Raw genomic sequence first — 23,835 nt, forward strand, 5'->3', positions numbered from 1 at the left:
TTCCGTGAAGAATGAGTAAGCTGATTTACAAGACACCGTTCAATACTGAAGGGTTTAAGGTAGTCCAACAGATGGAAAGCCAAACTGCCGGAGAAAATTTATCCATGAGAGTTGCAGGAAAACGCAACATGGTTAATCTCAGCGATATTTTGTATCTGAAAAGTGCTAAGAATTATACGATATTCAAACTGGCTGATGGTAGAGAAATCATAAGTTCAAAAACTCTGCGAATTTTTGAGGAAGAATTGAATGAGATTGTCAACTTTGTCAGATTACACCGTTCCTACATTATTAACCTGGAACACGTTAAAGACCTTTACTTTAATTGTCGTGGTGGGGAAGTATTGATTCAGGACGAAAAAATTGTTATTTCAAGAAGAAAAGCTGCTGATTTCCGGCGAAAATACCGGAAATATCTGAGAACAACAGGGCAAAATGTTTCTTCAACCATCAAATTAAAGACGACTATCAGGATGTCATAGTGAGACATCATAAAGAATATTTTTTACTTTTTGGGTTACGATAATAGGGTGCTGGCTAATCTGGCGCCTTATTTTTTTGTACTATAGGTAACCCCGTTGTAAAACTTTTCTTTAAAAAACAGGCTTGCAGGAGAGTACATGAAGATATCTTCAAAAAATTACCGAAGTTTGCCGGTAAATTATAAGATTTACTGCAACAAAATTTGAAATAAAAGCATGGAAAATACCCTGACATTCAACCATGTTAGCTACCTGTGGGACCACAACAAAGCCGCCGAATTAGCCAATAATGAAGTTGACCTCTTCATCTATCGTTCAAACCTGCTCGGAGCCGACCTACGCCTGACCAATTATGCCGGTGGCAACACTTCATGCAAAATAACCGAAGCTGACCCGCTTTCAGGTGAGCCCGTAGAAGTAATGTGGGTGAAAGGTTCGGGCGGAGACATAGGCACCCTTACCAGAAAAGGCTGTGCCAATTTGTATGTAGACCGCCTGCACACGCTGAAAAAACGTTACAGAGGCCTGGCGTTTGAAGACGAAATGGTAGGCTTGTTTGACCACTGCCTTTTTGACCCCAAATGTGCTGCCCCCTCTATAGATACCCCTCTGCACGGCCTACTGCCATTTAAACATATAGACCACCTGCACCCCGATGCCCTGATAGCCATTGCAGCCAGCAAAGATGGTGAGCAGATTATGAAAGAAATATGGGGCGATACCATAGCCTGGCTGCCCTGGCAACGCCCTGGCTTTGATTTAGGCCTTCAGCTTGAAGAAACAGTTAAAAGCAATCCGAACCTGAGAGGTGTCATTCTTGGTGGGCATGGCTTGTTTACCTGGGGTAACACGTCTTACGAGTCGTACCTGAACACGCTTGAGGTTATTGAAATGGCGTCAGTGTATCTTGAGCAGAATTACGGCAAAAAACGCCCTGTATTTGGTGGCTCCAAAATAGAGTCAAAAGCAGCAGAAGACAGAAAAACTGCAGCGGCAGAAATTATGCCAGTGCTAAGAGGGCTGGCATCAAGCTACAGACGAATGGTGGGTCATTTTACTGACGATGCCCGTGTGCTAGAATTTGTGAACTCAAACGACCTCGAAAGGCTGGCACAAAAAGGCACAAGCTGCCCCGACCACTTCTTGCGTACCAAAATACGTCCGCTAGTACTAAGCGGCACTACAAAAGAGGCAATAGAAGCCCAGTTTGAGGCCTATAGAGCCGACTATACTGCTTATTATGAACGTTGCAAACATGCCGACAGCCCCGCTATAAGAGATACCAACCCGGTAGTAATTTTGTATCCGGGGGTTGGTATGTTTTCTTTTGCTAAAGATAAGCAAACCGCACGCGTAGCTGCTGAATTTTATACCAACGCCATAAATGTAATGAAAGGCGCCGAGGCGATATCAGAATACGTGGGCCTTAGCGAACAGGAAGCATTTAACATTGAATACTGGCTGCTGGAAGAAGCAAAATTACAGCGGATGCCCAAGCCAAAATCATTATCTGGCAAAATCGCCTTTGTAACAGGCGGTACCGGGGGTATTGGCAAAGCTATTTGTGAAGAACTACTGAAAGAAGGCGCCTGTATTATTGCTGCCGACCGTGATTTGCTGGAAGAAACTCAAACCGAACTGCGCAAAAAGTATGGCAAAGACGTGGTATTGGCAGTTAAAATTGATGTTACGCAGCCAGAACCTATTGCCGAAGCCCTTAAACAGGGTGTATTACAATTTGGCGGGGTAGACATTGTGGTTAACTGCGCCGGTTTGTCTATCTCTAAGCCGTTGGAAGATCATACATTGGCCGACTGGAATATATTGCAGGATGTGCTGGTGAAAGGCCAGTTCCTTGTATCGCAGGAGTCTGTGAAGATAATGCGCAAACAAGCATTAGATGGAGACATTGTTAATATTGCCAGCAAAAATGCCTTATTTGCCGGGCCAAACAACGTAGGTTATGGCACAGCCAAAGCCGCGCAGGCGCACATGAGCCGCTTATTGGCTGCAGAACTGGGCAAAGATAAAATACGTGTAAACACCGTTAACCCCGATGCCGTGCTACGCGGCAGCAAAATATGGGAAGGTGACTGGGCCGAAGGCCGTGCCAAGGCTTATGGTATTAAAGTAGAAGACCTGCCTAAAATGTATGCAGCACGCACGCTTCTGAACGAAGAGATATTGACAGAAGACATAGCCAAAGCCGTACGCGTATTTGTAGATGGCAGCCTGGCTAAATCGACCGGAAATATTCTGAATGTAGATGGTGGGGTGGCTGTTGCTTTTGTGAGATGATACTAACGCGGGGGTTCGCTCCCGCATGCTTTAAAATTATTCGGAAAAATGTATAAACTACAACTCAACCCCAATGATAAAACCCCCAAGTACAAACAGATTGTACGGTCGGTCATTGCGGATATTGAGCGAACCGTTTTAAAGAAAAATGAGCAGTTGCCCTCTATCAGCGAACTAAGTGAAGAATACTACCTGGCACGTGACACCGTAGAAAAAGCCTATCGCGAGCTAAAAGAACTTGGCTATATAACAGCCGTGCAGGGCAAAGGTTTTTATGTAAACGGCAAAGAGCACAGCAAGATGCGTATTCTGCTGATATTCAACAAGCTGAGCTCCTACAAAAAACTGATTTACTATGCTTTTCTGAGAGCATTAGGTAATAAAGCCACCGTTGACCTGCAGATACATCATTACAACACCCGCATTTTTGAAGAAATTATAGAAAAGAACCTGGGCAAATACAACTATTACGTGGTAATGCCGCATTTCTTTCCGGAGGCCGACAAAGCGCTGGCTTTAAAAACCCTTGAAAAAATACCTGCCGATGAACTCGTATTTTTAGACAAAGACCTGCCGGAATACCCACACCCGATATTAAGTGTGTATCAGGACTTCGAAAACGATGTTTTTGATGCGCTAGATTCTGCCAACGATTTGCTTGCCAAATATGAGCGTCTGGTTCTGGTTTTCCCGAGTGACGGTAATTACCCCAGAGAAATTGTCAAGGGCTTTCGTTTCTTCTGTATCAACTCCGGGAAAGAATTCAGCATTAAAGAAAATGCCATAGACGAAATTCCCAAGCCTAAAACAGCTTATGTGGTGGTTGAGGAAACCGACCTGGCCGACTTAATCAAGAAAACCAGGCAGACCAATTATCAACTAGGCCAGGACATCGGCCTAGTTTCATTCAACGATACCACACTGAAAGAGTTGTTGGAAATAACCGTAATAACTACCGATTTTGAAACCATGGGGCGTACGGCCGCAGCCCTGCTCCTTGATAAAAAACAGATTAAAGTAAAAAATCCGTTTTATATTATCAGACGCCAAAGCCTTTAATCAGATTCAACCTAAAATCTATAAAAAATGCTTACTACAGATATTATTCAAAAACATAATGAAACCCTAGCAGCAGACCACCAGTTTAAACTGGCCTACATCTCAGAGCTGCTAAGCAGAAAAGGCATTGACCCACAAGAGATAATTGATAAAATCAAGGCTTTTCAGGTAGCTATACCCAGCTGGGCTTTAGGTACAGGCGGAACGCGCTTCGGGCGCTTTCCGAATGGTGGAGAACCCCGGAATTTGGAAGAAAAAATTGAAGATGTTGGGCTTATTCATCAACTGAACGGCTCATCAGATTCTATATCATTACATATACCCTGGGATATCCCCTCTGACGCTCAGGCTATCAAACAACTACTAAAGGCGCATCACCTGACCATCGACTCTGTTAATTCCAATACTTTTCAAGACCAGAAAGACCAGCCTTATTCTTATAAATTCGGTTCTTTGTCGCACACCAAAAAAGACAGCCAAAACCTGGCCATAGAACATAACATTGCCTGCATTGAGTATGGTAAACAACTGGACTCAAAGGTACTTACGGTCTGGCTGGCCGATGGTTCAAATTTCCCTGGACAACAACATTTCCGCAAAGCATACCAACGTACGGCAGACTCCCTTGCTACTATTTATGAAGCTATGCCGTCTGACTGGACCATGCTGATTGAATACAAGCCTTATGAGCCGTTTTTCTACTCAATGGTTATACCAGACTGGGGCACCTCCTACTCGCTTTGCCAGCAGATTGGCAAGAACGCGCAGGTACTGGTTGATTTAGGTCATCATCTACCCAACACAAATATTGAGCAGATTGTAGGCCGATTGATGCATTTTGGCCGTTTAGGTGGTTTTCATTTCAATGGGTCCATGTATGGCGATGACGACCTTACCACCGGCAGCATTAAGCCGTATCAGTTCTTCCTGATTTTCAACGAACTGGTAGATGGTATGCAGGATGAAGCCGTAAAAAACCCACCCCTGGCCTGGATGATTGATGCCAGCCATAATACCAAAGACCCCATTGAAGACCTTCTGCAATCAGTCAATGCCATTCTGGCTACTTATGCCAAAGCCTTGCTGGTAGACAGAGAGGCACTGGCAGACGCCCAGGAAAACAATGATGTGCTACATGCAGAAGAAATACTGAGAGATACCTTCTTTACAGATGTAAGGGCTTTGGTTTCTGAAGCAAGCCGCCAGTTGGGTGGTGCGCTCGACCCGGTTGGCGCTTTCAGAAATGGTAAGATTCGCGAAGGTCTAATCTCAAAAAGAGGCAAATTCAGCGTAGCTACCGGTTTGTAAAATTTCTCATTTAACATTTTAATAGAAAATACTCACCAAGTCTTGTCTTTCTTTACAAAACTTGGTGTTATTTTGCATGGTATCATTATTCATTAATTGCACCCGACTATTTAGAATGAAAAAAATCCTGACATTAACTTTACTTTGTTTGTTTTCTTTTGCGGCTTCAGCTCAGCAAATTGACCCCAAAGAATGGAAGCAACTCTTTAACGGAAAAAACCTTGACGGCTGGCATATAAAAATCCGTAACTACGACCTGGATGACAACTTTGCCAAAACATTCAGAGTGGAAGACGGGCTTTTGAAGGTTCGTTATGACGGCTACGATTCTTTTGCCGAGAAGTTTGGCCATATCTTTTATAAAGACAAATACGCTTATTACAGAATAGGTGTTGAGTATCGTTTCGTTGGCGACCAGGCAAAAGACGGCCCTGGCTGGGCAACCCGTAACAGTGGTATTATGATACATGGGCAGGCTCCTGAAACCATGGGCAAAGACCAGGACTTCCCGATTTCTATTGAAGTTCAGTTATTAGGCGGATTAGGGAAAGGCAACCGCACCACTTGTAACCTTTGCACACCGGGCACCAATGTTTTTTATCAGGATAAACTCGATAAACGCCATTGCATCAACTCCACTTCGAAAACTTATGATGGCGACCAATGGGTACGTGCAGAAGTTCTGGTACTGGGCGATTCGTTGATTCGTCATTTTATCAACGGAGAGCAGGTGTTGGAATATACCAAAACCCAAACAGGCGGCGGCAATGTGAGTGGCCATAACCCGGGCCTTCTGGTGGAAGGCAAACCACTGGCAGAAGGCACCATATCTCTACAAAGCGAGAGCCACCCGGTTGACTTCCGCAAGGTAGAAATACTAAATCTTTGTGGTTGTACAGACCCCAAGGCCAGCAATTATAAATCTTATTATGTAAAGTCTGATAACAAATCTTGTGTATATAAGAAAAAACGCAAGAAATAAGGTGCATCAGTGAGGAAGCAATGAAAGTAGCCCTTTTTATTCCGTGTTATGTCGACCAGTTCTATCCGAATGTAGGTATCAATACTCTGCAATTATTAGAAAAACTGGGCGTAAATGTGCATTACCCTATGCAGCAAACCTGTTGTGGCCAACCCATGGCCAATAGTGGATGCGAGCAGGACTCTAAAGAAGTTTATCATCATTTTGTAAACACCTTTGCAGACTACGACTACGTAGTTACGCCCTCAGGCAGTTGCACGTATCATGTAAGGAAACATTATGACATTATAGACCAGACTAACTCGGTACAGAAAGTAAGAAAAAGTGTATTTGAACTGGTAGATTTTCTGGAAAACATATTGAAAGTAGACGAAATACCGGTTGATTTTCCGCATAAGGTTGGTTTGCACCTCAGTTGCCACGGCCAAAGAGGTTTACGGCAAGCCAATGCTTCTGAAATTACCGGAAACCGGGACGGACAAATTCTTACCCTGCTTAAGAAACTACGTGGTATTGAAATTACCCAACTGGAACGTAACGACGAATGCTGTGGTTTCGGGGGTGCTTTCTGTGTGTCGGAAGAGGCCGTGTCAGCCCGTATGGGACACGACAGAATTGCTGACCACGTACGACACGGAACGCAGGTACTGACCGGTGGAGATATGTCTTGCCTGATGCATCTGGAAGGCATAGTGAAACGCCAGCAAATACCCATAAAAGTAATGCATATTGCGGAAATACTGAACGGAAGCCAACCATGAACCACCCTGCATTAGCTGAAAAATTCAATAAAGATTTTAATAGAACCTCCTGGCATGACGAGACCCTCTGGTTTGTGCGTCAGAAAAGAGACAAGGCGGTCTATCCTATTCCTGAATTTCAGGAGTTACGACAACTGGCGTCGCAAATCAAAGACCATACACTGGGGAATCTGGATAAATATCTGGTTGAGTTTGAAGAAAACGCACTCAAAAATGGTGTGCATGTACATTGGGCAGCCGATGCCCATGAACATAACGAAATCGTGCTTGGCATCATAAAGAATGCGCCCGCAGTAAAAGAAAAGACAGGCCCGGTAAAGATGGTAAAAAGTAAGTCGATGCTTACGGAAGAATGCCACTTGAATCCTTTCCTGCAAAAAAATGGAATTGAGGTAGTAGATACTGACCTGGGCGAACGCATTGTGCAGTTTAGAAATGAGCCTCCCAGCCATATAGTTATGCCTGCTATACACCTGAAGAAAGAAGATGTAGGTGAGACTTTCCACGAACATTTGGGAACCCCCAAAGGTGAAAAAGACCCACAGGCATTGACAGAAGCTGCCCGCCAGCACCTACGCCAGAAATTTGTGGAGGCAGATATTGCCCTTACTGGTGTTAACTTTGCTATTGCCGAAACCGGCAGCGTGGTTGTTTGTACAAACGAAGGCAATGCCGATTTAGGTGTAAATCTTGCTAAAGTACATATTGCCTGTATGGGTATGGAAAAACTGATTCCTAAAGTAGAGCATCTATCGGTATTTACCCGTTTACTGGCGCGCAGTGCCACCGGCCAGCCAGTTACCACCTATACATCGCATTTTACGGCGCCGCCGGAGGGCAAAGAGATGCACATTGTAATAGTAGACAACGGCCGTACCCAGCAATTAGGTCGCGCTGATTTCCGTAACTCCCTGAAATGTATCCGCTGTGGTGCCTGCATGAACACCTGCCCGGTTTACCGTCGTAGTGGAGGACATAGTTATGACTTTACTGTGCCGGGGCCAATCGGAGCCATTTTATCACCGAATATTGACCTACATAAATACAGCACCCTGCCTTTTGCCAGCACGCTTTGCGGCTCTTGTTCTGATGTGTGCCCTGTGAAGATAGACATCCACGTGCAGTTGTATAAATGGCGCCAGGTAGTGGCTAAAGAAAATGAGCTGCCCGCTGCTAAAAAATGGGGAATGAAAGGCCTGGCAAAAATGCTGGCCATGCCAAAGGTTTATGACCTGGGCGGTAAGCTGGCCAGAGGCGCTTTGCGTGTATTGCCACATGGGCTGACACACGCCGAAAGCCTTAACCCCTGGGCTAAGGCACGCGAGCTGCCAGAAGCCCCCAAACATAGCTTTAAGGAGTGGTATAGCAAAAACAAGAAGTAAAGACCATGAGTAGCCGAGATAAAATTTTAGCCAGTGTAAAAGCCAACAAGCCAGCGTTTACGGATGCCCCGGTAATACCTGCCTTTGAGGCCGATGGAAGCATAGAGCGCTTTAAAACTGTTTTGGCAGGCATTGGCGGCCTTGCCATAGAAGCAGGCCATCAGACAGACTGCCAGGAGATAATAAATACGCATTATTCAGACCTTAAAAACGTGGCTTCAAGGCTTGTAAGCAGCTCTGTAACGATTGATACCAATACCCCTAAAGAGGTTTTGGAGCGTGTTGACCTGGCTGTTATCGAAGGCGAAGTTGGCGTGGCAGAAAACGGGGCCATCTGGGTGCCTGAGGTGAATATGATTAACCGGGCCTTGCCATTCATTACCCAGCATCTGGTGCTTGTGCTTAATAAGCAAAACGTAGTGGCTAATATGCATGAGGCCTACAAAAAACTAAACTCTATTGGCAGGTATGGGGCTTTTATTGCAGGCCCTTCTAAAACGGCTGATATTGAGCAGGCGTTGGTGATTGGTGCGCACGGCGCCAGAAGTATGATGGTAATTTTATATTAAAGCCGAATATTTTAGATATGATAAGAGAGAGACTTTTGGCGAGTCTCTCTCTTTTAGTATCATTTATTTTAGACAACCCACCCGTTATTCTAACAATAGTTTTGTTAGGCAGACTGACATCCCCCCAGTATCGTATAAACCATTAATCTTTCGGTTTAGCTTTGGTTTTATCAATTATTGCTTGAGCCGAACTTACCGCCGATATACCAAAGAAACCCACTGCCTTTTTTGATGAGTTTGAACGATAGTTAATAATATTGGTTGGCAGATTAGATAATGGCGTAGCAAAAAGCCCACCGTTAGACGAAACCTGCTGAACAGTCTGCAGATAATAAAACTGCTCCTGAGTAATTGAATAAATATCAACCGTCAGAGTGTCTTTATCAGAATACAACTCCCCCCCCAACGACTGCCGCACTGGTAAAATAAACAGCAATCCGTCCGTTTTGGAACCAGGGCTAAAGCCACCATCGTACGACACACTAATTTGTGTAGACTTAGAAAAGTACTTATGGTTTTTAGCCGATTTTATCCAATAGCAATCCCCTTCGCCGTCAAAATCTTTGGCATAAAACTGAGGCTGAAACCCATCCTGCGGGCCGTTGTCAGGTTTAATCGGGAGACGCTCTACCTTATAGTTTATCGAATCTATTTTAGGCACACGGTTCAGTTTAGATAACGAAACGTATTCTTCTCCCTGATATTTAATATATAACGCATATTGCTTGCCAATTTTATTCAGGGGTTTTTGTGAAGCATCGTAAACATAATTACCATTGTTTTTTATGTCAATAAACTCATGGGCAACACTATCCTGGTCATAAACAATTACCGTTGCCCCAAGTGCAGGCTTTACTGGTGAGTTATCAAAATATGCCTGCGACAACGTCAGTTTTATGGTCTGCATACTGGCTTTATTAGTAACCAGGGCATCAACTGCCAGCTGCGATACGCCTTCCTGTACTTCAAGATTTACTACGTCTTCGCAAGAAAAAAGCGAGAACGATGCAAAGGCAAAAGAAACAATTACAAATATCTTCTTCATTGGTTTTTTCATTTTCAGTGTCGGATTTATCAGAATTTAAAATTGTAAGTTACCGCCGGAATCACCGTTCCGAAAACGGCATAACGTACAGCTTCTGTCTGGGTCTGGTTGTTTTCGTTCTGACGAACAAACACCGAGAACGGATTTCGACGATTATAAACATTATAAACAGAGAACACCCACTCGCTTGTGCCTTTCTTAAAGAAAGCGTGTTTGTTTTGGCGGGTAGCCGAAATATCAAGCCGGTGAGAGGCCGGAATCCGGTACGAATTGCGGCTGTCGTAATAGTTATGCGGCAGTGCTATGTCTTGCCAAACAAACTTGTTGGTCGGGAAACTGGCCGGCGTACCGGTACTGAAGGTAAAATTGGTTGAAAACGACCATCTACTGTTCAGGTCATAAATACCCACAATGGCCAGATTATGCAATTTATCAATTCTGCTCGGGAACCACGCATCCTGATTTAAACCCGGAATCTTCCTTTCTGTTCTTGCCAGTGTATAGCTAATCCATCCGTTTAATTTGCCTCTGGTTTTTTTAGCATAAAACTCGGCACCATAGGCTCTTCCATCGCCAAATAACAAATCTGCCTCTACACTGGGGTTCAGCAATAAGTCGGCATTGCGCACATAATCTATCTGGTTATATAGTTTTTTGTAATATACCTCTACCGACGCTTCATACATATTGTCGGCCAGGTTCTGAAAATAACCCAATGCCACCTGATCAGCAATTTGCGGTTTAATATTGTTGCTGCTCGGTGTCCAAACATCCAGCGGCGAAGAAGCTGTTGTGTTTGACAGCAAGTGCAGATACTGCACCAGACGGTTATAACTCAGTTTAATTGAATTGTTTTCTCCTAAACTGAAGTTAGCGGCAAAACGGGGCTCAAAGTTGCCGTATTTCTGTATAGATTCGCCGCGGCTATAGGTTTTGCTGCTTACCACCGGGCGGCGTTCGCCGGGGGCAGGCGCCTGCCCCAGTTCAACAGCTGTGCCTTTACCTATGTAATTATATAACGAATACCTGAGCCCGTACTGGAATGAAATTTTTGAATTGGCTTTTTGTTCATTACCCACATACAAGGCCGATTCGGTGGCAAATTTATCGTCCAGACCAATAGCCCTTTCAACACCTCCTGAAATGGCTACTGCCTGCCCAGGATTGAATGAATAATAAGTCAGCTGCCCACCGAAAGTAATGGTATTGTTGGCATTGGGGTAATAAGTAAAATCAGGCTTGATACTGTAGGTAATAATATTGGATTTCCAGCGGAAAGCATCCTGAGTATTTTTCTTTTTCAAGTCAGACTGCAGCGAGTAGTCGTAGTTACTGTAAAAAACAGTATTGTTCAGGAACAACTTATTATTGAATACGTGATTCCACCTGAAACTGGTGGTGGCATTGCCCCAGTTGAAGCCAAAGTCGGCCCCGAAAGTATCTCTGCCAAAATAGCCAGATAGAAAAATGGTGTTCTTGTCGTTCAGCCGCACATTACCTTTAGCCGTGAAGTCGTAGAAATAGAAGCGGGAACCCTTCAAATCATCTTTCAGAAAAGGCTTGGCCAGAATATCAATATAAGAGCGGCGAAGAGCCACTATAAATGACCCTTTATCCTTAAAAAGGGGCCGCTCATAGGTGAATCTTGAAAATATACTGCCTATCCCGCCTGAAAACTGTGGTTTTTTGGCATTTCCTTCTTTCATTCTAACATCAAGAATTGATGAAACCCTGCCTCCGTATTGTGCAGGTATCCCTCCCTTAATTAATTTAACATCTTTTACTGCATCAGGGTTAAATACAGAAAAGAATCCAAACAAGTGCGATGAGTTATATACGGGAGCTTCATCAAGCAAAACCAGATTCTGGTCAATACCCCCGCCACGAACATTAAACCCGGAGGTGCCTTCGCCCACAGAAGTTACACCGGGCAGATACTGAATACTTTTAATGATGTCTACCTCGCCCAGTAAAGCCGGCATTTTCTGGATAGTCTTGATATCCACTTTATTAACCGACATCTCAAGACTTTTAACGTTTTCGTCGGCTTTTTTGGTGGTAACAACCACCTCTTGCAGCACTTTCGAATCATCTTTCATTTCAATATCCAGTTTCAGATCCTGAGTTTCCATATCAATGGCTCTGGTTATTTTTTCATAACCCACATAGGTAAGTATTATGTTATACTTCCCTTTGGGCAGTGTTAAAGAATAAAAACCATAGGCATTGGTTTGGGTACCAGATTTTATTTCCTGAACATATACTGAAACACCAATAAGGCCTTCGCCGTTTGAGGCATCTTTTATATAGCCGCTAATAGTGAATTTCTCCTGGGCATGTAGGTTGGCAAAATAAAACAAACTCAAAACAAATAAGAGTATTTTTTTCATAAATTGGATTTTTTCAAGCAATTACCGTTAGTAGTAAATGATTTACGCAAAAATTATAAAACAAAACTAAGTTGGCTGCAAAGCTATTAACGATAGCACCCTATAGAAAGTTTTAATTGATAAACCAGAAGTTTTCAATGATGAACGTATAATCTTTTGTCGTAGAAGCGCTTAGCAGCCAAAATCAGGCTAACCAAAAACATAACTAATAAAATAGTTATAAAAATTTGTTGTTTTCATTTTTTAATTCTACATTTGTAGAACATTCTCTAATAATGTAGAACATGAAGCTATCGCCAGCCGAAGAAACACTGATGCACCATTTATGGACGGCCCAAAAAGCCTTTATGAAAGATTTGCTTGAGGCTTATCCGGAGCCTAAACCTGCTGCCACCACTATCGCAACCCTCTTGAAACGGATGACAGAAAAAGGCTTTGTTGCGTACAAAGAATATGGAAATTCGAGAGAATATTATCCGTTAATTGATAAAAATCAATATTTCACCCAGCATGTAAATGGGTTAATCAAGACATTCTTTAATAACTCTGCTTCTCAGTTTGCTTCGTTTTTTACAACAGAAACCAATCTATCAGGCAAAGAATTAGACGAACTGAAAGCCATTATCGAAAAAGAAATTCAAAAAAAGAAAGAACAATGATACTCTATCTTTTTAAATCTACCATGTGCCTGGCCATACTGTGGGGCATTTACAAATTACTATTAGAGGCCGAGAAAATTCACCGTTTTAACCGGTTTTATTTGCTGGCCAGTCTGGTTTTTGCAATTATTGCGCCTCTGGTAAACATCGAGATTGCCCCTTCAGCTGAAAGTAAAATAGCAGCAATATCCAGAACCTTAGATGCCCGGCCATCTATTTTAAATACTATCAAACCAGTGCAGGAAATCTCAGCCCATCAGGATACTTCATGGACAAAATACGGCATTTTACTAAGCTGCCTGATTTCTGTCATACTATTTACCCGGTTTATTTACAATTTATTTTGTATTTACAAAAAGGTACAGAAAAACGAAAGCATCAGTTACCAGGGTGCAACATTAATACTACTGGAAAAAGCCATCCTCCCCTATACGTTTCTTAATTTTATATTTCTCAGTAAAGTAGATTATGTAAATGGTAATATCGAACCCGAATTACTCAGCCACGAACTGGCGCATGTGCGGCAGAAGCATTCTTTTGATGTACTAGTTTTAGAAATGCTCCGCGTTGTTTGCTGGTTTAACCCTATGCTATCTCTTTTTAAGCAGGCCATTCAATTAAACCATGAGTTTCTGGCAGACGAGGCCGTTAATACCCATCACAAAAATATCACATCTTATCAGTACTTATTGCTCAGCAAAGCCACTCAGGCCACAGGCATATCTTTAACAAGCAACTTAAACTTTCAAATAACTAAAAAACGTTTTATTATGATGACCAAAATCACATCAGATGCAACTGCTTTTATTAAAAAAGCTATCTGCGCTCCACTATTCATTGCATTGGCTATTTGTCTCGCCAACATTCAATTGACAGCCCAAAAACCAGTAAATTTAAAGCTTAACCCACCACCAATTGAAATTAGCCTGAAACCCCACGTGCTTACCAAAGATGATGTCAATTATCAGAACGCAACTATTTTAATTCTCCAGAAAAATACATTTCCGATACGCAAAAAACCCAGTGAACTAACAGAAGAAGAGAAAAAAATGCCAATGAAAGTTCTGTATTTTGAAAAAGAAGTACCAACTACAGCGCAAATGAAAAAATGGGAAGATTCTAAAATGTATGGCGTCTGGCTAAACAATAAAAGAATTGCCAATAGCCAACTATCAAAATATAAAGCCAGCGACATAGCTAATTACTTTACTAGTAAACTAGCCAAAAATGCAATTAACTATGGCAAGCATTATTACCAGATAGATCTGATGACAAACGATTACTATGAGAACGTTTACCTGAAACATGTAAAAGACTCACCTATGCTAATTATAGATTTACCTGAGAAAAAGGCAGGCAATTAAGTATCGCCTCTCTTAAGCCACTTTTTGGTTGGCAAAGGCTTAAAGTTTTCCATTTGTTGCAGTAAATCGTCGATATCGTCAGACACCAGCAGCAAGCTTCGGTTTTCCGGTTTCAGGAATCCTTCTTCTACCATTACATCAATCTGCTTCAGCAGGTAATCATAAAACCCATTGACATTTAAAATGCCGATGGGTTTTTCATGCAAACCCAGTTGCGCCCAGGTTAATATCTCAAATAGTTCGTCAAAAGTACCAAAACCGCCGGGTATGGCCATAATCCCATCGGTCAGCTTTTCCATCAGCGCTTTGCGCTCATGCATTGATTCAACCGTGTGCAATTCCGTTAAACCCTTATGCCCTACCTCCATTCTTATCAGAAAATCAGGAATGACACCACTTACATACCCACCTGCTTCCAGCATGGTGTCAGCCACAACACCCATCAGGCCTACACTACCACCACCATATATCAACCTGATATTTTTTTTAACTAAAATATTACCCAAAGCACGGGCCTTTTCTTTGTATATGGGTTTATTTCCCTCGTTTGCGCCGCAATAAACTAAAATGCTTTTCATTGATTTTGAAGAAATACTTTTACGATGCGTAAAGCTAATAAAAAATAAAACCCAACAAGTTGTTGGGCTTATTTGTTCGCTAAATTTGTCAGGAAAAAAAATCTTTGATTTTCAATGGCTTTTCTTGCTTGTATCATGTACGTATATACATAAATTCAGATTACAATTTTAGCGAAACTTTGTGCAATATATAGATTTAATAGTAATAATGCAAGATTTTTTTCAGAATAGGCTCCCCTGAACACTCTGTGGCCTCAGTGTGGGTTCCTGTATACGTAAATTACCCGAATCATTGAGTTTTTTTATCCAGTAAAGCGCCAGTTCGGGTGCAAAAGAGTTATTGTGGCAGTGTATGAAAACATAAATGTTTTTCAACCCCAGGTTAATCCAGCCAACTATTCTATCGCACCATGCATCTGCTCTTGTATAATCGGTGGGGTGTAAATCATTTCCCATAAAACGAAGCATCAGATGGTTAGAAGTAAGGGTCATGTGTAGTACGTCTCTTCTGCCTGCCACATCTGAAATGACCGTTCCTACACCCAATGAATGTAGCATCGAGCAGGTTTCTTGCCAGATACCCGCATCGGCAAACCATTGCTCATGCCGTAACTCTACCGAAACAGGCAATTCAGGAGGTAAAGACTTAAGATATTTTTCCAGATTTTTTAGCTGACCCGGTTGGTATGCCGGTGAGAGCTGCAGGAATACCCTCCCCAATGAATTGCCCAGAGACAGCACGGCCTCACAAAACTGTGCTGTGGGTTCGGCAGCACCTATAAGTTTTCTTTCATGACTGATACTCTGATGAAACTTCGGAAAAAATTTAAATCCGTCTGGACAACTGTCTTTCCATTCACGCATGGTTTTTACATCTGGCATTTTGTAGAGCGACTGATTCAATTCTATACAATTAAATTGCCGGGCATAATAATACAGAAACTCACTATCTTTTACGTTTTGTGGATACAACTTGCCTTTCCAGGTCTTGTCTGCCCAAATGGGCAGGCCAATACAAACCTGTAATGGCATTGCGTTGTCTCTTGCCGATATCACATTTGTTGTTAACGGATTATCGTCAGGCAGCGTAAAATCAACGTCTGACAAATCCTCTAGCTTTCCGAAAGTCATCTTAAAACTGCTTGTTTTAATGTAATAAAATGTGTGCCCCCAAAATATACAATAACCGGTGGCAATTATCCTTAAAATTCAATTACAAAATTACCATTCATCATTTAGTTGGCATGTTCAATCATTTAAACATTATTTTTTGAAACTTTTAAGGCCTAATTTTGTAAATACATCAGTAAATAAATTCAGGATATTCCAACCAATTGGTACAAAAAGTAATCTTATAATTAAAAACCCTTTTCTGTCCAGACTGTTTGGATAAAAACTTACCCTTTTCATGCACCGCGAATATGATTTAGTGCAGGCTTGTATTCGGCAAGAACGAGTGGCGCAGCGACAACTCTATGAGATGTTTGCGTCTAAGTTACTTGTCACGGCCATGCGGTACATGAAAAATAAGCCCGATGCCGAAGATGTACTGCAGGATTCGTTCATGAAAATTTATCAGAAGCTGCCTACTTTTCGGTTCGATTGCCCGCTTGAGGCCTGGTTAAGAAAAATTGTGGTTAATACTGCTCTGAAAGAATTGCAGAATCAACCCAACTGGATGCAGCATACAGACAGTGAACTGGTGAGTGACAAAATTGAAGACAGCGATTTTACGCTTTCGAACTTTCAGTTTTCTCAGCTGATGGAAATGGTAAACAGCCTGCCTGACGGTTGCAGAACCATCTTTAACCTGTATGCTATTGAAGGGTATCAGCATAATGAAATAGCCGCTCTGCTGGGTATATCAGAGGGGACCTCTAAGTCTCAATATTCAAGAGCCAGGAGTTTATTACAACTGAAACTTGGAGCAGGCACCAAAAAGACAGATAGTAAAGCTCCTGTCAGTAAAATTTAACTGTAAACACTTACAACACGGACACGATAGTTACGTGATATAAAAAAATGAAAGTTGAAGAACAAAACAATTTTGAAGAAGAATGGAGAAAAGCGTTTGAAAACGCCACAATGACTCCTTCTGAGGAATTGTGGGGACGCATTGAGTCAGAGCTGGATAAGAAGAAGAAGCGTCCGTTTTTATTTTTCCTTAAACCGTCACTATTGGCTACAGGGCTGGCAGCCGCAGTAGCTTTAGTGTTGGGAGGTATTCTATTCTTTAATGAGACCCCCAAAGCTGATATTGCCCAAACTAACGATAGAATTGTAAAAGACCAAAATGCGTCTGAAACCATGCCGGAAAAACCACTTGGTGGATCACCTACCGGCAAAGCCACCACAAATAGCCCATCATTAATAGCAACAAAAGAAAGTAAAACAAGCGGAACCGGGACTCCTGATTTAAAAAATTCCAGAATTACCATTGCTGCTAGTAATAATATTCCTGCAAGTAAACTACCTGAGACTTCTCTTGCAGTTAATTTACGTCCAACGGCCGGAGCTGGCAAATCGGGCGTTGCAGGATTAGCCCTTAACACTAACGGAAACTCAGAAGCAGTTACCTCAGAACCAATACTGGCCAGCGCCCATAATTTGGGTATCCTTGAAAAGCTGGACAGCAAAAAGTATAGTTATTTTGGCAGCAGATACACCATGAAGAGGAATAAACTGGCTTTTGATGCCGAAATCGATGAAGAATCATCTAATACTGCTCTGGCTGCCAATGAATCAAAGTTCTGGGTTGGGCTGCAATCAGGGGTTGCGCCTTTTGACCCAAACATGAAACTGGGTAATTTGAATTCAATGGCTTACAGTGCAGCAAGCGACTATGCCCAGTTGACCAACGCCAACAATTCTCCGAACGATAAAGGTTCTTTGTCTGTTTCAAGACCCCGGAATGACGTAAAAACCGGCGTTGCCATTAACAGTGGTATAGCCTTTGGCGTCAGGGTTTCTAAAAAATGGCATATAGAAAGCGGTGTTAGGTATTTAAGAGGAAACTCAACCCTTGAAACCAATACTTATGCGTTTCAGAATAACGGATATGTAAATACTTTTCTGGGCAATTATTTGTTGCAAAATTCGGCGCAGAGCTACTCTCAGGTTAAAAACAGCAATACAGTTGTGGCCGATGCCTCTCAGTTTGGCAACAGATATGAGTACCTGATGATACCCATGCAAATGGCCTATGAAGTTGGGCTTACCAAAAAGATGAGCCTTAACCTGCTTGCCGGGTTTTCAACAGACATCTTCTTGCAGAACAGTATTTTTACAGACAAAGGGCTGGTAAGGGGAAAAAACACTATTAATAGCGAAAATAACATTTATAAACCTGTTAATTTCAGCGGGCTGGGTGGTGTAAGAGCCAGCTATATGCTTAACAGACACTGGCAGGCTAATATTGGTACGTCGTATCAGAGAGCGCTGTTTTCTGGCATGACAAGCGCCGTTAATATCAATATGCAAATGCAGATGTTTGGCATCAACTATGGCTTTAATTACAGATTTTAAAAAAAGCCTGAACGCCCCTTGCGTTTCAGCCTTAGTTGATTTTATTCTTACGCATGTACTCCAGGTATCTGATAATTTCTTCTGCTTCTTTCGGTTTTATTCCTAAATTAGGCATTTTAACATCATTGCGATAGGCCTCCGGATTCTGAATAAAAGCTTTCAGGTCTTCGATTTTCCAGTATTCAGTCACATTTTTCGGAAAATTCAGCTCAGGCCCCATTTTACCGCCTATTTTGTTAATGCTGTGGCACGTCTGGCAACGGTTCTTGAACAGCACATACCCGGCCATAGCTGATTCTGACCTGGGTACAAGAACGGCATCGTTTTCATGCAATGGCGCCAGATGAATCTTTACCAGATTATAGGGCCATTTGTAATTTACGTCATCACCCGCTACGCCCTCATAGATCACATAAAAAGGGGCTATTTTTATTTCTCTTCCTTTTTCTTCCAGCGGCTCCCATTCTTTGTCTTCAGGCGCGTCTGCATCGCTCACTGCCAGATACGCCTTTGACGCCAATAGCTTTTCAAGAGACATTTCAGGTTTGTATCCGTCTTCGCATTCAAAAACAACCTTTGTTTCTGCTGCATTTTGTTTTTTTGCCGACGAATACTTCTCTAATATATCTTTGAGCGCTATTGCGTTATACTTTTTTTTCTTCCTATAAACCGGGTCTTTACTAAGCGTAATCAGCCGGGTATTTTCAAGAAGGCCTTTTTCTTTAAGCTCTACCAAATCAACAGAAATCGAGTCTGTTGAGCTCAACAAAACCGGTTCAGGCTTAGCTACCTGCAGGGAGTCTGCACCGGAAGAGGGAGAATGATTGCAGGAAAGATAAATTACAGGTATTGACAGAAACAGTAGAATCTTTTTCATTGGCCGCATAATGGTTGGTATTGTGGTTTAAAATTACCCCAAATTAATGGGGGCTTAAAATCTAATCCGACTTTTTTTTGAACGATTTCACGTTAATGAATCGTTCACGGTATCCCACAAAAATCAACTATTAACACTGGGCAGGTAATCTTTATAGAAAATGCCTTTAGAATTTTACGGCGCCTATTTCTACGGCTTTTCCGTTGTCAAGTCTGATCACCTTATCTACACAGGCCGGAACCTCGTCTGTATAATGTGTTACATAAATAAGGGTTTTATCAAGCTCCTGTACCAGTTCATTCACCATGTCGCGGAAACCCACCATGTGATTATAATCAAGGCCCTGGCAGGGTTCGTCCAGCAATAATAACGACGGGTTTTTAACCAGGGCTCTGGCCAGAAATACCTGACGCTGCTCGCCTGATGAAAGCTGCGTTATCTTCCTGTGTGCCAGATGTTGAATTTGAAGCAACACCATGTATTCTTCTACCAAGGTTTGTTCTTCAGGGCTTAACTTTTTAAACAGGCCTGCCGAATCAAACAACCCGGAAGCTACTGCTTTCCAGACCTCGGCATGGCGATTAAAATACAGATGCAGCTCTGGCGAAACGTAGCCTATTCGTTTCTTGATATCCCAGATACTCTCTCCTGACCCGCGTTTTATGTCGAACAAATCATAATCGTTCTGGTATCCTTGCGGATTATCAGCCGTAATCAGGCTAAGCAAAGTGCTTTTACCAGAGCCGTTATGGCCCATTAAAGCCCATTTATCGCCCTTTTTTACTTTCCAGCTTACATTATCTACAACGCACTTTTCTTTATAGACAACTGTAATGTTGCGCATATTCACTGCGTATTCAAAGTTACTTTCGGGCGGGTGCTGTTTGAGCTTTTCCAACATGGCCGGGTACAATAGCTGACCAGAGCCTTTACCCGCAGCCTGAAAAACGAAAGGCCTTTTTTGCGAACGCACTATTGTGCCTTCGTTCAATTCAAGCAGATGGGTTATGCAATCGGGTATTTCTTTGGCAGAACTAACCAGAATTAGCTGAATACCCGTTTGCGCTATCTGGTTCAGTACCTCATGTAGTATTTTACGGCTTTCAATATCCAGCCCTACAAATGGGTTATCTAAAACCAGGTACTGCGGTTTTTTTAATAAGGCTAATACAATAAGCGTTCTGCGGGTTTCACCATTTGACAACGTAGCAATGCTACGGTTGAGCAGATGGTTGATATTTAAAAGGCCAGCCGTATGAGTGATTTCTTCATAAGTAAACTCTGGCGGGGGTAACTGTACCGACGCCTCGTTGACGGTTCCTACCGGCTTGATTCTGTTCTGGAGAATCTCGATTACCGTTGGGGCAATTTCAGCATCAATTGAGTTAAATCTTTGCTGATAATAAAGTGTAGCCGACTGCACAATACGGTTAAAGCTGTAATCTCTGGCCACAAAGGCAATGTTAGAATAATGTGGTATAACTGCATGGCCTTTGAAGGGGAAAACCTTTCCGGCCAGCACTTCCAGCAGGGTGCTTTTACCGGCACCGTTTCCGCCTGCAATTACCCAGTTTTCATTTGCTGCCACCCGCCAGCTGATATCATGCAATACCATCCGGTCTCCCTTCTGTATAAATACTTTATCTAGTTGAATCATTTTGCGAGTGTCAGTCTGTATTCACGAGGGCTTTTACCCTTCAGCTGTTTAAACGTTTTATTGAAATGAGAAATATTATTGAAGCCGACTTCAAAGCAGATATCAGCAATAGAATAATTCAGAATCAGCAACCTGCAGGCCTGATTAACCCTGTATTCGTTTACGAAATCAGTATAGGTAATATGCGTAATTTTCTTAAAATACCTGCAAAATGAAGGCACAGTAAGGCTGATTAAATCGGCAACGGCTTGTATATCAATGGGCTGTTGGTAGTTATGCGCTACAAATTCATATACCTTGTTAATCCGGTCTTCATCTTTATGGCTGAAGTCGAACGAGAGATCAGATGAATTAAGCAAAGAATACTCGGTAGTAGTGGCCAATACCTGAAAAATGTTCAATAGCTCAACCAGCCTGTCAAAATGAGATAAATGGAGCATTCGTTGTAGTTTGGCAGCTACCTGTTTCTGGGCTTTGCCATGAAACGAAAGTCCCTGGCGGGCTCTCTCAAACAAAACCTTTATCTGTTGCATTTCGGGGGTTTCCATAAATCGTTCACCCAGAAAGTCAGCCCTTAGTTGCACCACAATTTCTTCATGCTGCCCTATTACACCATAGCCAAAGCCGGTATGGGGTAAGTTAGGCCCTATGAATACGAGTTCTCCCTCCTTGTAGTTGGTAAGGTGGTTCCCGATATGCAGTTTTCCTGAACCCTTACGAACAAACACTATTTCATATTCGGGATGATAATGCCAGAAAAAGCGATCATTTTGTGATTTCCAATGAATGAAACGGAAAGAGCTGCCCGTATCAGGAGAGATTTTCTCGTATTCAACTTTCATACTTTATTATCATTATAAGTAAAACAAAATTATATAATATGTTAATAAAGTACAAGTATTTGATAATGATGGAATAGTTTATTGCAGAAAAATAGCCCAATTTTGTACCTGTAATGCCTCAGGGCATTTGCCTTTCTACAGACAAATATACTTTACCTATGATAATTAAATCAGCGAAGCCTATGCTTCGCTTTTTTTGTTTTAGGGTACACCTTGCATAATCAATGCCCTCTAAAACTCAATTTATAGCTCTAAAGTACTGGTAATGCCTCTAAAAATTCTATCAGCTTTGCCACAGCCAAACCGCGATGACTGATTGGATTCTTTTGTTCGGGTGTCATTTCTGCAAAACTCTGATTGTAGCCTTCCGGAATAAACAGAGGGTCGTATCCAAACCCCTTGATGCCTTTAGGCTCCTGAGCAATGGTGCCGCGAATAATGCCATCAAACTGGTGGAAGTCATCGCCCAGAATGAGGGTAATTACACATCTGAACTGAGCAGCCCGATTGGTTATGCCCTCCAGATTTTTCAGAAGAAGCTCATTATTTCTGGCATGATTGCCGTGTTCTCCGGCATAGCGGGCCGAAAACACACCCGGTTCTCCGTTTAAAGCCTCAACTTCCAGTCCGGAGTCATCGGCGATACAGTTAACACCAAACCTTTCTCTGATAAATAATGCTTTCTGACGCGAATTACCCTGAAAAGTATTTTCTGTTTCAGGAATCTCATCGGAGCAGCCGATATCAGCCAGCGTCTTCAGCTCATACCTGCTACCTAGCATGGCCTGTAATTCTTCTACTTTATGCTGATTGTTAGTTGCGAGACAAAGTATCATAGTTATAAAGAAAGGAAAATGTATCAATTGGATGAATACCAAAACGGAGAGCGGAACAAAGCAGATGCAATACTTTGATATCATTAACTTTGTTCCGCTCCTGGTTTTCTTTAAGCGTAGCCTTCTTTCATTTTTTCTGCGTTGTCTGCAATCCGGAGTTGTTCAATAAAACCGTCTATCTCGCCGTCCATCACACTGGGCAGGTTATAGACTGTATAACCGATTCTATGATCTGTAACACGGCTTTGCGGATAATTATAGGTACGTATCTTATCTGAACGGTCGCCGGTACCTACTAAAGACTTGCGGGCATCTGCTATGGCGGCGTTGTGCTTGGCCAGTTCCATTTCGTAAAGTCTGGAACGTAACACCGAAAGCGCCTTTTCGCGGTTCTTTATCTGTGATCGCTCGTCCTGACAAGACACCACAATGCCCGAAGGAATGTGGGTCATCCGCACGGCAGAATAAGTGGTATTTACCGACTGCCCGCCAGCGCCTGAAGAGTTAAAGGTATCGATTCGTATATCATTCATGTTCAGCTGTATATCAACTTCGTCGGCCTCTGGCATAGCCGCAACAGAAGCCGCAGACGTGTGCACACGCCCCTGCGACTCAGTGGCAGGCACACGCTGTACCCGATGTACTCCTGACTCAAATTTCAGTTTACCGTATACGTCTTCGCCTTCAACCTGTAATATAATCTCTTTATACCCTCCTGCCGTGCCCTCATTATGGTCTAGCAGAGTCATCGTCCAGCCTTCCTGGCGTTCAATATAGCGTTGATACATTCTGAATAGGTCGCCGGCAAAAATAGAGGCTTCATCGCCACCGGTACCCGCACGTATTTCAAGAATCACGTTCTTGCTGTCGTTCGGGTCTTTGGGTATCAGCATTTCTTTCAGAATAGCCTCTGCCTCTTCTCTTTGTGGCAATAGAATATCCAGTTCCTCTTTTGCCATATCGCGCATTTCTTCGTCTTTTTCGTTGGCAATAATGTCTTTTGCGCCGTCAATATTAGACAAGATATTCTTATAGGCATTAAACTGACTGACAATCTTCTCCAGGTCTTTATACTCTTTGCTCAGACGCTTAAATTTTGCCATGTCGGACACCACCTCGGGCATCGTAATCTGTTGAGATACCTCTTCAAACCTTTCTTTTATGGCCTCTAACTGTTCTAACATACGTTTATTACACTATTATAAAACTCTATTGCTGAGC

The 23,835-nt window shown here is 42.5% G+C and carries 21 protein-coding genes; 12 read left to right on the forward strand and 9 right to left on the reverse strand.

Annotation, left to right across the window (positions count from 1 at the left end; translation table 11 throughout):
* Positions 1-11 precede the first annotated feature (11 nt).
* The 8 genes from C0V77_RS02505 (at position 12) to C0V77_RS02540 (ending at position 8,841) form a co-directional block, all read left to right on the forward strand.
* Positions 12-482 carry a LytTR family DNA-binding domain-containing protein gene (locus C0V77_RS02505; protein ID WP_101724722.1) on the forward strand — a complete coding sequence of 157 codons (471 nt, stop codon included), beginning with the start codon at positions 12-14 and terminating at the stop codon, positions 480-482.
* Between the two features lie 216 nt (positions 483-698).
* Entirely contained in the window at positions 699-2,780 is a 2,082-nt protein-coding gene (locus C0V77_RS02510; protein ID WP_101724723.1) for a bifunctional aldolase/short-chain dehydrogenase, read from the forward strand.
* Positions 2,781-2,828: 48 nt separating this feature from the next.
* Entirely contained in the window at positions 2,829-3,839 is a 1,011-nt protein-coding gene (locus tag C0V77_RS02515; RefSeq protein WP_101724724.1) for a GntR family transcriptional regulator, read from the forward strand.
* Between the two features lie 27 nt (positions 3,840-3,866).
* Positions 3,867-5,147: a TIM barrel protein gene (locus tag C0V77_RS02520; RefSeq protein WP_101724725.1), complete on the forward strand. Its 1,281-nt coding sequence runs from the start codon at positions 3,867-3,869 to the stop codon at positions 5,145-5,147.
* Between the two features lie 115 nt (positions 5,148-5,262).
* Positions 5,263-6,129, forward strand: coding sequence for a DUF1080 domain-containing protein (locus C0V77_RS02525; protein ID WP_101724726.1), 867 nt, complete (start codon positions 5,263-5,265; stop codon positions 6,127-6,129).
* 20 nt (positions 6,130-6,149) lie between these two features.
* Complete coding sequence (locus C0V77_RS02530; RefSeq protein WP_101724727.1) at positions 6,150-6,890, forward strand: (Fe-S)-binding protein; 741 nt, start codon at positions 6,150-6,152, stop codon at positions 6,888-6,890.
* Entirely contained in the window at positions 6,887-8,272 is a 1,386-nt protein-coding gene (locus tag C0V77_RS02535; RefSeq protein WP_101724728.1) for a lactate utilization protein B, read from the forward strand. Before C0V77_RS02530 ends, C0V77_RS02535 begins: the two co-directional genes overlap by 4 nt.
* Before the next feature lie 5 nt (positions 8,273-8,277).
* The gene (locus C0V77_RS02540; RefSeq protein WP_101724729.1) at positions 8,278-8,841 is read left to right on the forward strand and encodes an LUD domain-containing protein; all 564 of its coding nucleotides are present in this window, start codon (positions 8,278-8,280) and stop codon (positions 8,839-8,841) included.
* Positions 8,842-8,983: 142 nt separating this feature from the next.
* Here the strand turns inward: C0V77_RS02540 and C0V77_RS02545 are convergent, their stop codons facing one another.
* The gene (locus C0V77_RS02545) at positions 8,984-9,886 is read right to left on the reverse strand and encodes a DUF4249 domain-containing protein (RefSeq protein WP_101725033.1); all 903 of its coding nucleotides are present in this window, start codon (positions 9,884-9,886) and stop codon (positions 8,984-8,986) included.
* Positions 9,887-9,915: 29 nt separating this feature from the next.
* Entirely contained in the window at positions 9,916-12,276 is a 2,361-nt protein-coding gene (locus C0V77_RS02550) for a TonB-dependent receptor (RefSeq protein WP_101724730.1), read from the reverse strand.
* A 284-nt stretch (positions 12,277-12,560) separates the two neighbouring features.
* On the opposite strand from C0V77_RS02550, the gene C0V77_RS02555 reads away from it, so the two are divergent.
* Together C0V77_RS02555 and C0V77_RS02560 are read left to right on the forward strand one after the other, a co-directional pair.
* Entirely contained in the window at positions 12,561-12,935 is a 375-nt protein-coding gene (locus tag C0V77_RS02555; protein ID WP_101724731.1) for a BlaI/MecI/CopY family transcriptional regulator, read from the forward strand.
* On the forward strand, positions 12,932-14,299 hold the full coding sequence (locus C0V77_RS02560) for a M56 family metallopeptidase (protein WP_101724732.1): 1,368 nt from the start codon (positions 12,932-12,934) through the stop codon (positions 14,297-14,299). The genes C0V77_RS02555 and C0V77_RS02560 overlap by 4 nt, the downstream gene beginning before the upstream one ends.
* Here C0V77_RS02560 and C0V77_RS02565 read toward each other — a convergent pair.
* Both C0V77_RS02565 and C0V77_RS02575 read right to left on the reverse strand, forming a co-directional pair.
* A complete protein-coding gene (locus C0V77_RS02565; protein WP_101724733.1) occupies positions 14,296-14,877 on the reverse strand; it encodes a TIGR00730 family Rossman fold protein in 582 nt (193 codons plus the stop codon). The genes C0V77_RS02560 and C0V77_RS02565 overlap by 4 nt on opposite strands.
* Before the next feature lie 222 nt (positions 14,878-15,099).
* Positions 15,100-16,008 carry a DUF72 domain-containing protein gene (locus tag C0V77_RS02575; protein ID WP_101724735.1) on the reverse strand — a complete coding sequence of 303 codons (909 nt, stop codon included), beginning with the start codon at positions 16,006-16,008 and terminating at the stop codon, positions 15,100-15,102.
* A 277-nt stretch (positions 16,009-16,285) separates the two neighbouring features.
* Between C0V77_RS02575 and C0V77_RS02580 the strand changes: the two genes are divergently transcribed.
* Together C0V77_RS02580 and C0V77_RS02585 are read left to right on the forward strand one after the other, a co-directional pair.
* Complete coding sequence (locus C0V77_RS02580; protein WP_101724736.1) at positions 16,286-16,852, forward strand: RNA polymerase sigma factor; 567 nt, start codon at positions 16,286-16,288, stop codon at positions 16,850-16,852.
* Between the two features lie 47 nt (positions 16,853-16,899).
* Positions 16,900-18,402 (forward strand): hypothetical protein, encoded by a 1,503-nt coding sequence (locus tag C0V77_RS02585; protein ID WP_101724737.1) that lies wholly within the window; start codon positions 16,900-16,902, stop codon positions 18,400-18,402.
* A 31-nt stretch (positions 18,403-18,433) separates the two neighbouring features.
* On the opposite strand, the gene C0V77_RS02590 is transcribed toward C0V77_RS02585, so the two are convergent.
* The 5 genes from C0V77_RS02590 to prfA all read right to left on the reverse strand — a co-directional run bounded on the left by C0V77_RS02590 (position 18,434) and on the right by prfA (position 23,798).
* Positions 18,434-19,279, reverse strand: a complete 846-nt coding sequence (locus C0V77_RS02590; RefSeq protein ID WP_158237871.1) for a cytochrome c family protein — start codon at positions 19,277-19,279, stop codon at positions 18,434-18,436.
* Positions 19,280-19,445: 166 nt separating this feature from the next.
* On the reverse strand, positions 19,446-20,936 hold the full coding sequence (locus tag C0V77_RS02595; RefSeq protein WP_101724739.1) for an ATP-binding cassette domain-containing protein: 1,491 nt from the start codon (positions 20,934-20,936) through the stop codon (positions 19,446-19,448).
* The gene (locus C0V77_RS02600) at positions 20,933-21,778 is read right to left on the reverse strand and encodes an AraC family transcriptional regulator (protein ID WP_101724740.1); all 846 of its coding nucleotides are present in this window, start codon (positions 21,776-21,778) and stop codon (positions 20,933-20,935) included. Before C0V77_RS02600 ends, C0V77_RS02595 begins: the two co-directional genes overlap by 4 nt.
* A gap of 251 nt (positions 21,779-22,029) precedes the next feature.
* On the reverse strand, positions 22,030-22,614 hold the full coding sequence (gene rdgB, locus C0V77_RS02605) for an RdgB/HAM1 family non-canonical purine NTP pyrophosphatase (protein ID WP_101724741.1): 585 nt from the start codon (positions 22,612-22,614) through the stop codon (positions 22,030-22,032).
* A gap of 110 nt (positions 22,615-22,724) precedes the next feature.
* Positions 22,725-23,798 (reverse strand): peptide chain release factor 1, encoded by a 1,074-nt coding sequence (gene prfA / locus C0V77_RS02610; protein WP_101724742.1) that lies wholly within the window; start codon positions 23,796-23,798, stop codon positions 22,725-22,727.
* Positions 23,799-23,835 lie beyond the last annotated feature (37 nt).

The sequence above is a fragment of the Emticicia sp. TH156 genome, assembly GCF_002855535.1.
In the GTDB taxonomy this organism is placed as follows: domain Bacteria; phylum Bacteroidota; class Bacteroidia; order Cytophagales; family Spirosomataceae; genus Emticicia; species Emticicia fluvialis.

Coding starts and splice junctions, on each gene's coding strand:
- C0V77_RS02505 (WP_101724722.1), top strand. CDS start 12: ATGAGTAAGCTGATTTACAAGACACCGTTCAATACTGAAGGGTTTAAG.
- C0V77_RS02510 (WP_101724723.1), top strand. CDS start 699: ATGGAAAATACCCTGACATTCAACCATGTTAGCTACCTGTGGGACCAC.
- C0V77_RS02515 (WP_101724724.1), top strand. CDS start 2,829: ATGTATAAACTACAACTCAACCCCAATGATAAAACCCCCAAGTACAAA.
- C0V77_RS02520 (WP_101724725.1), top strand. CDS start 3,867: ATGCTTACTACAGATATTATTCAAAAACATAATGAAACCCTAGCAGCA.
- C0V77_RS02525 (WP_101724726.1), top strand. CDS start 5,263: ATGAAAAAAATCCTGACATTAACTTTACTTTGTTTGTTTTCTTTTGCG.
- C0V77_RS02530 (WP_101724727.1), top strand. CDS start 6,150: ATGAAAGTAGCCCTTTTTATTCCGTGTTATGTCGACCAGTTCTATCCG.
- C0V77_RS02535 (WP_101724728.1), top strand. CDS start 6,887: ATGAACCACCCTGCATTAGCTGAAAAATTCAATAAAGATTTTAATAGA.
- C0V77_RS02540 (WP_101724729.1), top strand. CDS start 8,278: ATGAGTAGCCGAGATAAAATTTTAGCCAGTGTAAAAGCCAACAAGCCA.
- C0V77_RS02545 (WP_101725033.1), bottom strand. CDS start 9,886: ATGAAGAAGATATTTGTAATTGTTTCTTTTGCCTTTGCATCGTTCTCG.
- C0V77_RS02550 (WP_101724730.1), bottom strand. CDS start 12,276: ATGAAAAAAATACTCTTATTTGTTTTGAGTTTGTTTTATTTTGCCAAC.
- C0V77_RS02555 (WP_101724731.1), top strand. CDS start 12,561: ATGAAGCTATCGCCAGCCGAAGAAACACTGATGCACCATTTATGGACG.
- C0V77_RS02560 (WP_101724732.1), top strand. CDS start 12,932: ATGATACTCTATCTTTTTAAATCTACCATGTGCCTGGCCATACTGTGG.
- C0V77_RS02565 (WP_101724733.1), bottom strand. CDS start 14,877: ATGAAAAGCATTTTAGTTTATTGCGGCGCAAACGAGGGAAATAAACCC.
- C0V77_RS02575 (WP_101724735.1), bottom strand. CDS start 16,008: ATGACTTTCGGAAAGCTAGAGGATTTGTCAGACGTTGATTTTACGCTG.
- C0V77_RS02580 (WP_101724736.1), top strand. CDS start 16,286: ATGCACCGCGAATATGATTTAGTGCAGGCTTGTATTCGGCAAGAACGA.
- C0V77_RS02585 (WP_101724737.1), top strand. CDS start 16,900: ATGAAAGTTGAAGAACAAAACAATTTTGAAGAAGAATGGAGAAAAGCG.
- C0V77_RS02590 (WP_158237871.1), bottom strand. CDS start 19,279: ATGAAAAAGATTCTACTGTTTCTGTCAATACCTGTAATTTATCTTTCC.
- C0V77_RS02595 (WP_101724739.1), bottom strand. CDS start 20,936: ATGATTCAACTAGATAAAGTATTTATACAGAAGGGAGACCGGATGGTA.
- C0V77_RS02600 (WP_101724740.1), bottom strand. CDS start 21,778: ATGAAAGTTGAATACGAGAAAATCTCTCCTGATACGGGCAGCTCTTTC.
- rdgB (WP_101724741.1), bottom strand. CDS start 22,614: ATGATACTTTGTCTCGCAACTAACAATCAGCATAAAGTAGAAGAATTA.
- prfA (WP_101724742.1), bottom strand. CDS start 23,798: ATGTTAGAACAGTTAGAGGCCATAAAAGAAAGGTTTGAAGAGGTATCT.